The 15,440-nt window shown below is 67.5% G+C and carries 8 protein-coding genes and 2 pseudogenes; 4 read left to right on the forward strand and 6 right to left on the reverse strand.

Annotated features, from left to right (window positions below; translation table 11 throughout):
• Nucleotides 1-1,172: 1,172 nt before the first annotated feature.
• Nucleotides 1,173-1,610, forward strand: a complete 438-nt coding sequence (locus IH50_RS0102145; RefSeq protein ID WP_030856539.1) for a pyridoxamine 5'-phosphate oxidase family protein — start codon at nt 1,173-1,175, stop codon at nt 1,608-1,610.
• Nucleotides 1,611-1,724: 114 nt separating this feature from the next.
• On the opposite strand, the pseudogene sigJ reads toward IH50_RS0102145, so the two are convergent.
• The 3 genes and pseudogenes from sigJ to IH50_RS43290 form a co-directional block, all read right to left on the reverse strand.
• Nucleotides 1,725-2,558: pseudogene (gene sigJ / locus IH50_RS0102150) on the reverse strand (RNA polymerase sigma factor SigJ); the annotation flags it as partial.
• Between the two features lie 5 nt (nt 2,559-2,563).
• Nucleotides 2,564-3,133: a transposase gene (locus IH50_RS43285; protein WP_324617110.1), complete on the reverse strand. Its 570-nt coding sequence runs from the start codon at nt 3,131-3,133 to the stop codon at nt 2,564-2,566.
• Entirely contained in the window at nt 3,028-3,507 is a 480-nt protein-coding gene (locus IH50_RS43290; protein ID WP_324617111.1) for an IS110 family transposase, read from the reverse strand. Before IH50_RS43290 ends, IH50_RS43285 begins: the two co-directional genes overlap by 106 nt.
• 1,046 nt (nt 3,508-4,553) lie before the next feature.
• Between IH50_RS43290 and IH50_RS0102160 the strand changes: the two genes are divergently transcribed.
• Nucleotides 4,554-9,740, forward strand: a complete 5,187-nt coding sequence (locus tag IH50_RS0102160; RefSeq protein ID WP_051767131.1) for a DUF6531 domain-containing protein — start codon at nt 4,554-4,556, stop codon at nt 9,738-9,740.
• Nucleotides 9,737-9,940, forward strand: coding sequence for a hypothetical protein (locus tag IH50_RS0102165; protein ID WP_030856548.1), 204 nt, complete (start codon nt 9,737-9,739; stop codon nt 9,938-9,940). Before IH50_RS0102160 ends, IH50_RS0102165 begins: the two co-directional genes overlap by 4 nt.
• Nucleotides 9,941-10,614: 674 nt before the next feature.
• On the opposite strand, the pseudogene IH50_RS0102170 reads toward IH50_RS0102165, so the two are convergent.
• Nucleotides 10,615-11,105: pseudogene (locus IH50_RS0102170) on the reverse strand (IS5 family transposase); the annotation flags it as partial.
• Nucleotides 11,106-11,196: 91 nt separating this feature from the next.
• Nucleotides 11,197-12,294 carry an IS110 family transposase gene (locus tag IH50_RS0102175; RefSeq protein ID WP_030856555.1) on the reverse strand — a complete coding sequence of 366 codons (1,098 nt, stop codon included), beginning with the start codon at nt 12,292-12,294 and terminating at the stop codon, nt 11,197-11,199.
• Nucleotides 12,295-13,338: 1,044 nt separating this feature from the next.
• Between IH50_RS0102175 and IH50_RS42335 the strand changes: the two genes are divergently transcribed.
• Nucleotides 13,339-14,349 (forward strand): hypothetical protein, encoded by a 1,011-nt coding sequence (locus IH50_RS42335; RefSeq protein WP_234328061.1) that lies wholly within the window; start codon nt 13,339-13,341, stop codon nt 14,347-14,349.
• 346 nt (nt 14,350-14,695) lie between these two features.
• On the opposite strand, the gene IH50_RS0102185 is transcribed toward IH50_RS42335, so the two are convergent.
• The gene (locus tag IH50_RS0102185; RefSeq protein WP_030856560.1) at nt 14,696-15,343 is read right to left on the reverse strand and encodes a superoxide dismutase; all 648 of its coding nucleotides are present in this window, start codon (nt 15,341-15,343) and stop codon (nt 14,696-14,698) included.
• Between the last annotated feature and the right edge of the window lie 97 nt (nt 15,344-15,440).

Genomic DNA, 15,440 nt, shown 5'->3' on the forward strand with positions numbered 1-15,440 from the left:
GCGTCTGGAGTCGGAGGAACCATGGGGACTGGACTCGGATCCGTAGTGTTTGTCCTCTACTTGCTCTACGCACTCATCATGTTGCCCTTCTGCGTTCTCGTCGGTTCGAGAACGTCCCAGCGCATGGGCTGGATGATGTCGGTTCCCCTGCTCTTCCTTCCTCTGGCACTGTTGATTGCCCTCTTCATCCCCTGAAGCCTGCACAGCTGAGGAAATGTCTCGGTTCCGGCGCCGGCCCGTACTCGGTGGTGTCGCCAGGTCTCCCAGAGGCGCAGGAGAGTAAAGAAGCCTCCATCGCGGCATTGTCACCTGTCGCACAGGGCCAGCCCCGTGAGCCGATCAGGCCCCTCACGCACACGAGCGGAGATCAATTTCCGTAACCGGCGTTCACTTCGCCAGCCGCAGTCCATGTGCACCACCTTCCGGGCTCCTGGCGGGGGGCGACTATGACTTCCGGTGCGTTCACCTCACCGGTGGGATGTTCGGTGATGTCTGTGGACCGCAGCCTGCTCGGCCTGTCCGTTCCATAATGAAGAGCATCGTTCGGGGAGCCGATAGAGATGACCGCAGTACGCATGACAGCCGCCGTGCTGGCCACATGGGCCACGCTGATCTTGCTCCTACTCGCGCCGTCGCTCTTGCCAGAGCATTGGCACTACTATATCTACTCTCCAGCGAGCGTGGGCCTGTGGCTATTGGCCCTACTCGTCGCCCCTGTCGTGGTCTGCATCGTGAAATGGCCGTGGATCAAGTCGGGCAGCAGGTGATCCGCGCCCCGCATACAAGCCGCGGACTACCCGGTACGCCTGGTCATCAACTACGGGACGGACCTTAGCGGGTACATCATTGTGCTGGCAGGTGCGCCTACGACAGATACGCCGCAGCCCTCCACAGCACCTCGTTTTCCTGCTCCAGCAGCCGGATCCGCTTCCGGGTCTTGTGCACCTCGACCGACTCGTCCAACGTCGTTGCTGGCTGGGCGCCCTTGTGTTGCTGTGACGTTGTCCAGTGACCCTGGCGTCACATCGTTCAGCGGCCCCGGGGATTGGTCCGCGTCGAGGCCACCGGAGGGCAATTCGGCCTTCTCTTCCGGGGGGTTGAGGCGTCTGAGGCTTTGGTCGTAGGTCGCAAGTCGGTGGCGGAGTGAACGGCGGCAACAGAGGATTGAGGACGTGGAATCTCCTGGTTTTGATGTACAAGCTTTCCTGCAGCAGCCGCTCACCGCTCGTATCGCGACGAGCGGGCCGACGGTGCGTCCTGTCTGGTTCCTCTGGGAAGAGGGCGCTTTCTGGATCTTGACAGGCCCATGGGCCCGGCTGTTCGACCGCGTGAAGGACGACCCGAGCGTCGCCCTCACGGTGGACGAGTGCGATCTCGCCACGGGGCGCGTCCAACAGGTGATCGCTCGAGGCCAAGCCGAACTTGTGCCTTTCGACGTGCCCAGAGGGCGGCGCAAGCTTGCCCGTTACTTGGGTGCGGACGAGGCTTTGTGGGACGAGCGTTTCGTGCACTACCTGCATGATGACCCGGGCGAGCGAGGCACGATGTGGTTGCGCTTGGTGCCCGCCTCGCTCACCGCGACGGATCTCAGCTACTCCGTGACATCGTGAGGGTGTGCTTCGCGCCGTCGATCTTATGCGCCTTGGTCCCGGCCAGGCGGTAAAGCAAACTTCCGGTGGCTTTGACCTGCGACTGCTCTGATTCAGGTCCTGCCACCTGGGAGGTCACCTGGGCTGTTTACGAGTCTGCTTCACTTCTCGGTCAACGGCCCAGGCGTCGGCGACCGGACCGAGGTGGCCGAGCTTGTCGGGGTTGATGACCGAGCGGATGGTCTGGATCTGCCCGTCGAGCATGTCGAGGGCGAGGACGTGGAGGACCTTGCCGTCGCGATCGCGGAAGAGCGCGCCCGGCTGCCCGTTGACCCCGCGCGGTTCGCACGTGATGTCGACCTGTGCCATCAGCGGGTAGACGGTGGCGAGCAGCCTGGCCACGTTCTCAGCGCCGGCGACGGCCCTGGCCAGCTGCGGGGCCTTGCCACCGCCGTCCCCGACGAGCTGGACATCGGCCGACAGCAGACTCTGCAGTCCATCCACGTCTCCCCGCGCCAGTGCCTCGAAGAACCGCCTCGCCAGCTCCTGCCGCTCCTGACGGTCCGCTTCGAAGCGAGGCCGTCCCTCGTTCATGTGGCGGCGGGCCCGTACGAGCAGCTGTCTGCACGCCGCCTCCGAGCGCCCCACGGCCGCGGCGATCTCGTCGAAGCCGAAGGCGAAGACCTCCCGCAGCACGAACACCGACCGCTCCAGCGGGCTGAGCCGCTCCAGGAGCAGCAGCGCCGCCATGGACACGGAGTCGGCCAGCTCCGCCGCGCGTGCCGGCTCCTCGTACGGATCGTCCAGGAGCGGCTCGGGCAACCACGGACCGACGTACTCCTCCCGCCGCACCCGGGCGGAGCGCAGCACGTCGATGGCGATCCGCGTCACCGTGGCCGACAGGTACGCCTTGACCGACACCGGCCGGGTGGTCGAGGCGTCGTAGCGGAGCCAGGTCTCCTGCACCGACGCCCCTATAACGCAGGGGTGTGGGAAACCGGTCTGACCAGGTTGAAGACCTCGCGGGCGGCATACCGCTTGAGGCATCGGATGATCTCGCGTCGGGTCCTGCCCTCCTGGGTGCGGCGTTCGTAGTACGCCCGGGTGTGCGGGTCGTGGCGCAGGCGGGTGAACACGATGCGGTGCAGGGCAGCGTTCGCCTGACGGTCGCCGCCGTAGTTGAGCCGACGCGTGCACCGTCGGCCAGAGGAGTACTCGATGAGGCTGACTCCGCAAAGGGCAGCAAAGGACGCCTCAGTGTTCAGTCGCTCGGGATTGTCCCCCATGGTGATCAGGAGAGTGGCGGCACTGTCCGGGCCGATGCCCACCGGTACGAGCAGTTGCGGCGCGTGGCGTTCGACGAGCCGGGTCAGTCGCTGGTTCAGCTCATTGATCTGTCCGGTGAGCTGCTCGATGCGTTCGGCGAGCATGCGTAATGTCATGTGGGCGGCCTGGGCCACCACGTCCTCGTCTCCCCCACCACCATCGTGCGGGCCGAGGCGCGCGCAGGTGCGGAACAGCTCGGCGTTGCCGAGGCTCGACATGCGTTCCCGCAGGGCGGGGTCGGCGATGACCAGGACGGCCTTGAGCTGGTTGATCGCCTGGGTGCGGGCCTTGACCGCGGAGTCCTTGGCGAGCTTGTAGATCCGGGCGCTGGCAGGTAGCGAGACAAGCCGGCGCCGAAGGTGCCGGTGCCTTCCACGCCGGCCCGGCGCACCGTACCCCGCTTGCGGGCCCAGACGAGCAACTGTCGGTAGCCGGCCGCCGTGGCCGGAAAGGACTCCGTTCCCAGGATCTTCCCGAGTGGGGAGATCACGGCGGCGACATGCACCTCGCCGTGCGTGTCCACGCCCAGCACGACCTCACCCCGACTGGGCGGATCCGTACTGGAGGAGGTGCTGCGCTCTCTGGTCGTCATGGTGGTTCGCCTCCCGGGTGGTGACGTGCTGGGTGGATGGCACCGGCCCGCTCGGGCGGTCTGAACCGTGATGGCGCCTCAAACTCGGCAAGGCCCCTATAGGGACACGCCCTGTGGCTCGGTGACAGCAGAAACCATCCCGCAACGACAGTCGACACGCCTGTGACTGGACACGTCGGTCAAAGATCTCATGAGTCAGACCCCGCCCGGGACGGCACCGCGCCACCGTCCCACTGCTCCCGGCACAACGGCATGACCCGACCACAGCCGGATGGCTTCGTCCGAACCGGCACTCAACCTGCCCCGAACGGACTGACAACGAGTTGACTTCTCGCCCACTCGTGACCGGCATTGACAGACAGCCTGTGACCCGCCTTACCGGCAGTCCTTCATCGACCACGGAACGAACGGCCTCGAACCCTCGGTCGGTAAGCGGCCGGCCACAAGTCCTATAGCGGCTGCGCGAGATCTTCGCCGGCTTTACCTGGACGTCGTCCACGGCGACGAGCGGCAGGGCCCGCACGCTGGGGTCGTCACCTCTCGACGCGAGGGCGCGCGTCCGCTACCGACTGGCAAACGATGACGTATTCGCCCCGCTCAAACAGCCCCTTCTTTCCGGCCCCCTGCCTGCCCTTAACTCACCGTCGAGGGTCCGTTTACCCACACCGTCTCGCGCTCGGGATCACCTTCGCGCCAAATCGAGCGGCCCAGCGGAGTCCTTCGTCCACTCAGCCAGCAGACCCATGGCCAGGGCGAGGGGGGACCCCGTCGCGTTTCGGCCCCGATTCCCGCAGCACGTTAGTTCGAGGGTTCTCCTGATCATGCATTCCCGCGACCTTTCTTCACTCCTGACCCGCAGGTGATGCACTGTGCGCACACAAGCGCGAAGACTCGTCACGGCCTTTCTGACCCTGGCTCTACTGACCACAGCAGGTGTCGTCCCCTCCTGGGCGTCGCCCCGAGACCGTCCGCCCTCCACGGCCACCGCGACCATCACACAGGCGCAGGCCCGGACAGCCGCCGACCTGCCCAAGCCCCCCGAGGCCATGACGCTGGCCGAGCGGCGCAGGCAGATCGACGAGGACCGGCACGAACGGTCGCCGATGCATGAGTACATGGACGCGCCGGAGAAGGGGACCAAGGGGAAGCCCCACAGTCGGCCGGACAGGAACCGCATCGAACGCGGGCCCGCCGCCGGGTCGGAGGTGCCCCTCCAACCCCTTGCCGCGGCGGCCGAGAACCCCACCTGGGTGTCATCCTGGGCCACCGCGTATCCCGGGATGCTGTCGATCGGCGGGCAGGTGAAGCTGCCCAAGCGGGGGGATTCGTACACCGGGATGTGGCTGTACGTCCTGGACGAGGGCGGCTACCCCGTCGTGCAGCAGGAGATCAAGAAGGCCACGGACGATCCCAGCGGAGACACCCCGGACACCGGGGCCTGGTGCTACGACTGGTGGACGAGCAACTCCTACCCCACCGACCAATGTTTCTGGTGGACCGGCAGCGAGCTCGGCGGAATCCTCCAGGACGGCAAGAAGTACTACGCCTGGGTCTTCCTCAACAGCGCCGACGGAACCTCGAGTCCGGGCGGCACCACCTCACCGCTCGTGGAGGCGTTCTACACCCCGGTGATCCCCGGCTCGCAGGCGGGCATCTGCACCTGCTACGCACAGGCGCACCGTGCCGACCCGGTCAACACGGCGACCGGCATGTTCTTCGAACAACTCACCGACGCCTCCCTGGTGAGCCCCGGCGTGCCCCTGGCCCTGGAGCGCATCTACCGCTCCGACTCAAGTGCCGTCGGCCTGCTAGGGCGCGGCTGGGCGACCCCGTTCGACGCCAAGCTGATCGCGGCGACGGGGAAGGTGACCTACCGGACGGACGACGGGGCGTCGTTCGTCTTCACAGAGAACAGTGACGGCACGTACGCCGCACCGGCCGGGTCGGCGGCCAAACTGGTCAAGGGCACGAGCACTTACACGATCACCACGCCGGACCACACCAAGCGGACCTTCGACAGCAGCGGCCGGCTCACCTCCGTGGTCGACAAGGTGGGCAAGGGCCTGAGCCTGGCGTACGCGTCCGGCGTTCTTGCCTCCGTCAAGGACGCCGCCGGCCGCACCACCACCTTCACGCCCGGCACCGACGGACTGCTGTCCAAGGTGAGCCTGCCCGACGGTACATCGGTGTCGTACGGCTACACCGGCGGTCTGCTGACCTCGGTGACCGACCCTGCCGGGAAGGCGTCGTCGTACGCGTACGACGCGAACAAGCGGCTGTCGTCCTACACCGACCCGGCGGGCGGCAAGGTCACCAACATCTACGACACCGCGGGCCGTATCAAGTCCCAGACCGACCAGAACGGCAAGACCACCACGTTCACCTGGGACGGCAAGAGCGAGTCGCACACCACGGCCCCCGACGGCGGCGTGTGGACCGACGTGTACGCCGGCAACGTCCTGATGGAGACGATCGACCCGTACGGCAAGAGCATCACCTACGACTACGACCGTCATCTGCGGCCCGTCGCCATCACCGACCAGCGCGGCAACACCACCGAGATGACGTACGACAGCGCCGGGCGGATGCTCACCCGCAGCGCACCCTCTGCGCTCGGCTACGCGGAGAGCTGGACCTACGACGGTGCGGGCAACATCACCAGCCACACCGACGGCCGTAAGAACAAGACGACCTACACCTACAACACATCGAACCAGCTGACATCGACCACCGACCCACTGGGCGGCAAGACCGCCTACACGTACACCCCGCTCGGTGCGCTGGAGACCGTGACGACGCCGCGCGGGAAGGTCACCACATACGGCTACGACACGGCAGGCAACCGCACCTCGGTCACCACGCCGCTGGGTGAGAAGACGACGTTCACCTACGACATGGCCGGCCGGATTTTGACGAAGACGGACCCGCGCGGCAACGTCACCGGCGCCGACCCGGCCGACCACACCACGACGTACGCCTACGACGGCCGCGGCCTGCTCAGCTCGGCCACCGACCCCCTGGGCCGCACCACGACCTACGAGTACAACGGAGCCGAGCAACTGACCTCGGCCAAGAACCCGGCGGGCGACACCACCACGTTCACCTACGACGACGCCGGACACCTCACCCGGACCACCGACCCGGCCGGCAACTCCGTCACCCGCACCTATGACGCAAGCGGGCGTCTGGCCTCCGAGACCGACGCGGCCGGCGGCAAGACCACCTACACCTACGACAAGGTGGGACGCCTGCTGAGCAGCGTCTCGCCGCGCGGCAACGTCTCCGGCGCCGACCCGGCCGCCCACACCACGAGTTACACCTACGACGCGGCAGGCAACCGCACCAAGGTCACCGGGCCCACCGGCGCGTCGACCACCACGACCTACGACGCGATCAACCGTCCGCTGGTGGTCACCGACCCGTTGGGCCACACCACCGGCTACACCTACGACGCGAACGACAACGTCACCAAGGTCACCGACGCCGCGGGCGAGACGGTCAGCTCCGTCTACGACAAGAACAACCGGCTGACCAGCAGCACCAATCAGCTGGGCAAGACCACCTCCTACGCCTACGACGCCGACGGCAACCTCCTCAGCCGCACCTCCCCGCTCGGCCACAAGGAGAGCTGGACCTACGACGCCGACGGCCGCCAAGCCACCGCCGTCGACCCGCGAGGCAACGCCACCGGCGCCGACCCGGCCCAGTACACGACCACCTACGGCTACGACCCGGCCGGCAACCCGACCACGGTCACCGACCCGCTCGGCGGCGTGACCACCACCGCCTACGACGCCGTGAACAACGTCGTCAAGCAGACGGACGCCGACAAGCGCGCCACCGCCTACGGATACGACAAGTTGGACCGGCTGACCGAAGTCACCGCTCCGGACGGCGCGGTCACCACGTACGGCCACGACACGGCTGGCAACGTCACCGAGCGCACCGACGCCAACGGGCACGTCACCACGTACGGCTACGACGCGGCCCGCCGCCTCACCTCGGTCACCGACCCGCTGAAGCGGGAGACCACCTACGCCTACGACGCCGCCGGCAACCTCACCAAGAAGACCACGCCCCGCGGATCCACCGGCTACATCTACGACCCGCGCGGCCTGCTCACCAAGGTCGACTACTCCGACTCCACCCCCGACGCGACGTTCGGCTACGACGACGCCGGCCACATCACTGCCCGCGCCAACTCCAAGATCTCCGAGGACTTCGTCTACGACGCGGTCGGCAACCTCACCAAGACGCGCGGTTTCGCCTACACCTACGACGCCGCCGGGCAGATGCTCACCCGCAAGTACTCCGACGGCAACACGATCACCTACACCTACGACAACGACGGCCGCACCGCCACGATGCTGGCCGACGGCAAGACCACCACCTACACCTGGGACCCGGCCGGCAACCTCACCAGGTCCGCACTGCCCAACACCGAGACGGAGGACCGCGCCTACGACCGGGCCGGCCGCCTCACCACCGTCACCTCGGCCAAGGCCGGCACCACGGTCACCAAGACCGCGCACACCCTCTCCCCCGCGGGCCTGCCCACCCACGTCGACATCACCCGCGCGGGCGTCGGCACGACCGGCTACGACCTCACCTACGACACCGCAGGCCGTCTCACCTCCGGCTGCTTCCCGCAGCCCTGGGTCGCCGGCTGCGCCGCGAGCCGCGCCACGTCCTACACCTACGACAAGGTCGGCAACCGCCTGACCTCCACCCTCGGCACCACCTCCACCAGCTACGCCTACGACGCGGCCGACCAGCTCACCTCCACCACCACCGGCACCACGACCACCGCCTACGACTACGACGCCGAAGGCAACCAGACCAAGAAGGGCGCCGACACCTACACCTACGACCTGGCCGGGCAGATCTCCGCCGCCACCGTCGGCGGCACCGCCTACACCTACGACCACGACGCCAGCGGCAACCAGGTCGCCACCCTCAAGGACGGCGCGGTCACCCACCGCACCCAGTGGGACCCCAACGCCCCGCTGCCGATCCTGGCCACCGAATACGACAGCGCCTGGACCATCAAACAGTCCTTCCGCTACGACCCCCTCGGCCAGCCCACCTCCGTCAGGACCGGCACCGGTGCGCTCTTCTACTACCACCACGACACCCAGGGCTCCCCGGTCGACGTCACCAACAGCACCGGCACCCTCTACCAGCGCTGGGCCTACGACCCGTTCGGCACCCGGGTCCTGGGCACCGTCACCGGCGGCGCCCCCGCCAGCCCTCCCGCCTACACCGGCGCCCGCCACGAAACCACCACCGGCAACCTCGACCTCCACGCCCGCCAGTACAACACCACCACCGGCCGCTTCACCCGACCCGACCCCGCCGCCCGCGCCCAGACCACGCCGTACAACTCGCCCTACGCCTACGCCGACAACGTCCCCACCCTCCTGACCGACCCCAGCGGACTGACCCCCGACGACCCCAACAACGACCGCGTCGACAGCCTCGGCGAAGCAGCGGGCATCTTCGGCGACGCCTTCGTCGACGTCTTCAAGTCCCCCTTCGTCTTCCTCGGAGACGCGTACGACGCGTTCACCGGCCAGAACGGCGGCGCCGGCGCCTTCGTCGACAAGTACCTCCCCGTCCGCCCCGCCTACCGCCTCTACCGCGCCGAATACATGCTCCGCCAGCAGGGCTGCGACGCCCTCGCCGACCTCTACGCCGAGACCGCGGAGGAACTCACCCAGCAAATCGCCCTCGTTGGGATCGGCGGCCTGACGGGGTGGCGACGAACTGCGGTCAACCCCAGTAGCGGCATTGCCGCAGAGGCGGGAGCAAGTGCGATTACACGGCTCCTCTACGGGGCCCGTAAGGGCGAGGGGCTTCCCGGCTCTGCAGGCGTGACGATTGACCGCCGTCCTACGGTGACAGAACTGGAGAATCTGACCATCAAGCACGGGGTCGAGTTCGCCGTCACCTACAAGCTGGGGCCAGGCCCCAAGGGCGCCGGGGGGCAGTACTTCCTCTACTCCGGTGAGGTCGCCGCAGTGAGAGTGCCTGTCTCGGCGGATACCATCCTCATCTACCACACCCATCCGGGCGGAACCCGTTGGCCGAGCAGTGCGGACAAGGCGCTCCTGGAACTGTTCGAGAGCGCCGGGTCACCGATGCGCTCCTCAATGGTCATTCCCGTCGGAAGGAATGGGTTGGTAACTACTTTCACTAAGGACGGAATCTCAGAGTGGAGCCAGCTCAAGTGACACAGAAGACCGGCGGGTACGAATTCCTCTGGGACGGGTCGGAAGAAGGCTGGGTGGTTGTCCGGACGAAGAACGGTCCCGGCGCCATCTACAACACCATGACGCGTCAGGCTCTCGTAATCGAGGACGACGACGAACACGAACACGCCATCCGAATGATGAGGGAACACGCGTGCCCTTACCTGGACTCAATCCCGTAGCCACCACGACACCATGACCGCCGACCACCACGGCCTCCGCTCGAGGCTGTGGTGGCGGCCCCATCCGCCCCGGGCTCACTGAGGTGTGAACCCGTCAGCCCTCCAACGTGGCGGATTGCAACCGATGCGTGCCGCGCGGCGGGTCGGCTGCCGGAATCCCCGCACCGCGCCCGGGAACCGCCTGCCCAGGACCTGGTCGATCAAATCGGCGCATCGGCCGCCCGACGACAGCAACTGGGGCGCCCGAACTGCTGCGTACGAGCCGGAGAACGGCGTGGTCAGCCGCTGCTGCCCCTGGGCCTGCCGCAGCGAGGGGCAGCCCGTGCAGGACGACTTCAGGCGGCCTCGTGCGTCGTACCAGGAGGCGCTAGATTTCACGCAAGCAAACAACCGTGTCCTGGTCGATCGCGTGAAGTCCCTAGGTCGTGTGTTGCGCATCGGTCGTACGAGACGTGCCGTCGTTGTGCCCCTTGCTTCGGGTGGCTCCCAAGAGGACAACCGCGTGCAACCGCGCCGCGCCGCCGTTGCAACCCACCCGTTCGGAAGCCCCGCTAGGCCGTGCCCCACCCCGCCGGCGGCCCACCCCATCTGCTCGCGGGCCGAATCCCCGCAAGCGCCGCCAACGAACTCCGCAGCCTCGCAAGGCGCCAGCCCGGTTGCCTGAGCAATCTCACCCCCAGCGCGGTCAACCCGGCCCTCCCGCGGCAGCCGCCTTCGCCGGCTAGGTGGATCTTGCAGGTCAGGCCGCCCCGGGACCGTCCGAGTCCCTCGTCGGGGCGGTGGTGCCGAGGCGTCGTCCTTTTTTCGGGACCCGCGGCCGCATCTTGCGGGCGCCGGCCGCGTGCTGATGGGCTCGGCAGGACGTCGAGTCGACGCCGATCATCGACCAGTCGATCCGCCCTGCGAGGTCGGCGTCGGCCTGGACCGACTGCAGGATCCGGTCCCAGGTTCCGTCCGCAGACCAGCGGCGGTGCCGTTCGTAGACGGTCTTCCACGAGCCATAGCGTTCCGGCAGATCACGCCAGGGGACACCGGTCCGGATCCGGAACAGGATCCCGTTGACCACCGTGCGGTGGTCGTTCCACCGGCCGCCCCGGCCACCCGCAGGCGGCAGATGTGGCTCCAACAGCGACCACTCGCGATTCGTCAGATCCCCCCGACCCATGACCGAACCAACGAGTGACCAGTCAGAAGGTCACATGATCCACCGGACAGACTCTAGGCCGCACCTGCGGGGCTTCTCGTCGCAGACGCCCCTATAACGCGGGGGCGAGGGAAGCCGGTCTGACCAGGTTGAAGACCTCGCGGGCGGCATACCGCTTGAGGCATCGGATGATCTCACGTCGGGTCTTGCCCTCCTGGGTGCGGCGTTCGTAGTACGCCTGGGTGCGCGGGTCGTGGCGCAGGCGGGTGAAGACGATGCGGTGCAGGGCCGCGTTCGCCTGGCGGTCGCCGCCGTGGTTGAGCCGGCGTGTGCTCCTCCGGCCCGAGGAGTACTCGATGGGGCTGACTCCGCAAAGGGCAGCAAAGGATGCCTCGGTGTTCAGTCGCTCGGGGTTGTCTCCCATGGTGATCAGGAGAGTGACGGCGCTGTCCGGGCCGATGCCCACCGGTTCGAGCAGCTGTGGGGCGTGGTGTTCGACGAGCTGCGTCAGGCGCTGGTTCAGCTCATCGATCTGCCCGGTGAGCTGCTCAACGCGCTCGGCGAGCATACGCAACGTCAGGTGGGTGGCCTGGGCCACCGCGTCCTCGTCTCCCCCACTGTCGGATAGGCCGAGGCGTGCGCAGGTGCGGAACAGCTCGCGGTTGCCGAGGCTGGACAGTTGTTCCCGTAGGGCGGGGTCGGCGATGACCAGGACGGCCTTGAGCTGGTTGATTGCCTGGGTACGGGCCTTGACCGCGGAGTCCTTGGCGAGCTTGAAGATCCGGGCGCTGTGCACCGGCCCATCGCCGGATTTGGCCTGGGCTCGAGCGCGACCGCTGAGCACGGCCCGCGCGGCGGCCTGAGCGTCGAGCGGGTCCGACTTCCCGAGCAGCCGGCGTGCCGAGCGGTCGGGCCGATTCACTTCGAACACCTGGATCTGCTGGGCCAGCAGGTAGCGGGACAGGCCGGCGCCGAAGGTGCCGGTGCCTTCCACGCCGGCCCGGCGCACCGTTCCCCGCTTGCGGGCCCACACGAGCAGCTGCCGGTAGCCGGCTGCCGTCGCAGGGAAGGACTCGGTCGCCAAGATCTTCCCGAGCGGGGAGAGCACGGCGGCGACGTGCACCTCGCCGTGCGTGTCCACGCCCAGGACGACCTCGCGCCGAACGGGAGGATCCGTGCTTGAGGAGGCGCTGTGCTGTCGGCTTGTCATGATGATTCCCTCCCACGTGATGACGTGACTCCTGGTGGATGGCACCGGCCCGCTCGGGCGGTCTGAACCGTGATGGCGCCTGGAACGCGGCAAGGCCCCTATTGGGACACGCCCTGTGGCTCGGTACCGGCAAGCGCCATTCCGCAACGGCAGTCGACATGCCTGTGACTGGACACTTCGGTCATAGATCTCATGAGTCAGACCCCCGTCCGGGACGGCATCGCGCAACCGTCCCATCGACCCCGGCGCATCGGCACCTCCCGACCACAGCCGGAAAGCTTCGCCCGAACCAGTGCCCAACGCGGCCGAAGCAGGCTGAGAACGAGTCGACTCCCCACCCAGTCATGACCGGCAATGACTGACCGCCCGGTCCCCGCCGGACAGTCTCGACCGGGTGGCCATGTCCGCGGGCGGAGGGCGGCAAAACCGTCGAGGGTTCCGGGTTCATGCCGTTGGAATAGCTGCTGGTTGCGAGGTGCGTCTGCAGGGTGGCGTGGGTGCCGCGTAGCCACGTGATGTCTAGCGGGCTTGCACCCACGTCAGCTCGCTCGTTCGGACGAATCGAGTCGAAGCGCTGGTCGCCTGCCAACGGAACTGACAGCATGCCGCCGTCGTACGTCACTGCGAGTCGAAGGCGGGCCATTGGAACGGCGGGTCAATGAGCGGCAGCTCTCGGTGTTGCAGTGGGTGAGAGACGGGTGCCCTGCCGGCGTATGGGAGACCAGCTCCTACAAGACCACCTGTCAGGCGCTGCACAACCGGGGCCTGGTGAAGGTCTCCCGGAAGGCCGGGCAGTGGAGCGTCGCCCTGACGAGCGCCGGCCGGCACTACCTGGCGCACGGCGCGTACCCTCCCAAAGAATCACGCCCGCGGAGGACCCTGGCCGCCGCTCCACGACCCCAGTCCACTCGAACGCAGGAAACTCCGGCCTCTGGGCGGAAGCCAAACCCTCCATCACAGCCTCGCGTGACGTTTACGGAGCAGCTCTTACAGGAGCTCGCTGAGGCCGGCGGCAGGATCGTCAAGAGCGGCAGCGGTCCTGACTTGGAGAAGTGGCCGTCCCGCGTCGCCGCCGCACGCAGGTCCGGAAGGGTTCCGGAGACGAAGGAGCTGTACGGAAGCTGGTGCCGTGACGGGTATGAGATCAAGCTCGTCGACATCCCCGCCTGGCGTTTTGCTGTCCTCGGCCCCGTCCCCGTGCCCTCGCGGCTCACTCAGCCGCACGCCGTGGTACGGGCCATGCAGAACGAACGCCAGCCGCTCGGCCTGACCAAGCCAGTCCAAGGACGCGCTCTCCGGCTCATCCAGGCACTGATCACCGCCGCCGAGGCCGAAGGGCACACCTGCTCAGCCGGGCAGACCGGCTTCGCACCCCCGTCTCATCGCCGCCGCAGGGCACATCCTCACTTCACCATCACCGCCCAGGGCCAGACCGTGGGGTTTCTTGTCCTCCAGGAGCAGGACCGAGCCGAACACGTCGCTACCGAGAAGGAACTCGCCGAGGCCAAGAAGCACTCTTGGATCAGGATCCCCCGCTTCGACTACACCCCGTCCGAACGCCTCCGCTTCATCGTCAGCGGCGGCCAGCCACACCGGGCGAGCGAATGGGCCGACGTTCCCGGCCGCGCCCTCGAAGAGCAGCTCGCCGAGATCGCACAGGAGGTCACGCTTCGCGGCCAAGCCGCCGAACGCAGACGCCAGGACGAGGCCGAAGCGGCACGCCAGAAGCGCATCCGCTGGGAAGCCGCCATGGAACAAGCCCGCATCCGGTACGCGGAGGCGTACCGCGTCAAGCACCTTGAAACCCAGGAAACGGCATGGCGCCACGCCACCCGGCTGACCGAATACGTGAGCGCGGTACGCACAAGAGTCGAGGCCATGCCACCGGGGCAGACCAGAACCGAAGCCGAAGCATGGATCAGCTGGGCAGCAGCCACCGTGGAGCGCCTGGACCCAGTGAACACACCGCCCCGGCTGCCCGACATTCCCAAGCCACGAGCCGACGACCTGAAACCCTTCCTCGGGCACTGGAGCCCCTACGGCCCCACCTACTGAACGCCCGCCCCACAAGAGCGTCCGGCCTGACGAAGTCAGGGCAGCCCGACAGCTTCCGCCGCTCGTTCCCCCCCGAGGGCTCGGCGCCCTGCTCGACCAACTCGACCTGCGTGATGGCGTCACCGGCTGGATCACCGACCCGGACCTGGACGACATCGGCCACGTCATCGTCGGCCTTTCGTCGTCCGGGCGATGTTCCCCCACGGGCGGCCGACACGCAGCTGTGCGCCGACGACAGAAAGGCTCCCGCGAGCACGTCCTCGCGGGAGCCTTCCGTTGTGCCGCCTGCCGGCGTGAAGGGTGAGAAGACGATCACGAGGCAGGACGTCTGGGGTGTGTTACGGCGTCACGGCTTGAGCAGCAGGCTGTCGCCGCGCTCCTTGGCGGCGGCGTAGCGCTTGGCCACGTCCTGCCAGTTGACGACGGCCCACATGGCGTCGATGAAGTCGACCTTCTGGTTCTTGTACTGGAGGTAGAAGGCGTGCTCCCAGGCGTCGAAGACGAGGATCGGGGTGGAGCCCTGGCCGACGTTGCCCTGGTGGTCGTAGACCTGCTCGACGATGAGGCGGCCGCTCAGCGGCTCGTAGGCGAGCACGCCCCAGCCGGAGCCCTGCGTGGTGGCCGCGGCCTTGGACAGCTGGGCCTTGAAGCCGGCGAAGGAACCGAAGGACTCGGTGATCGCGTCCGCCAGGTCACCGACACCGTCCTGGGCCAGGGGCTCGCCGCCGCCGTCCTTCGGGCCGGTCATGTTCTGCCAGTAGATCGAGTGCAGGATGTGGCCGGACAGGTGGAAGGCCAGGTTCTTCTCCAGGCCGTTGATCGAGCCCCACGTCTCCTTGTCCCGCGCCTCGGCCAGCTGCTCCAGCGTGTCGTTGGCGCCCTTCACGTACGCCGCGTGGTGCTTGTCGTGGTGCAGCTCGATGATCTCCGGGCTGATGACCGGGGCGAGCGCCGAGTAGTCGTACGGAAGTTCCGGGAGCGTGTAAAGCGCCATGTCCAACGTCCTCCGACGTTATTGCGAGTCGTATGCAGGTGCACGCTAGCAGTAAGAACGGTACCTTGCGATCAGGCGTTGGACCTAGGACCCATCC

It is taken from the genome of Streptomyces sp. NRRL S-37 (genome assembly GCF_000721605.1).
In the GTDB taxonomy this organism is placed as follows: domain Bacteria; phylum Actinomycetota; class Actinomycetes; order Streptomycetales; family Streptomycetaceae; genus Streptomyces.

What these genes read in the sequence shown, in the direction of transcription:
- IH50_RS0102175 (WP_030856555.1), bottom strand. Translation starts at nt 12,294, where the DNA reads ATGACAAGCCGACAGCACAGCGCCTCCTCAAGCACGGATCCTCCCGTT.
- IH50_RS43290 (WP_324617111.1), bottom strand. Translation starts at nt 3,507, where the DNA reads ATGACGACCAGAGAGCGCAGCACCTCCTCCAGTACGGATCCGCCCAGT.
- IH50_RS0102160 (WP_051767131.1), top strand. Translation starts at nt 4,554, where the DNA reads ATGACGCTGGCCGAGCGGCGCAGGCAGATCGACGAGGACCGGCACGAA.
- IH50_RS0102185 (WP_030856560.1), bottom strand. Translation starts at nt 15,343, where the DNA reads ATGGCGCTTTACACGCTCCCGGAACTTCCGTACGACTACTCGGCGCTC.
- IH50_RS43285 (WP_324617110.1), bottom strand. Translation starts at nt 3,133, where the DNA reads ATGTCGAGCCTCGGCAACGCCGAGCTGTTCCGCACCTGCGCGCGCCTC.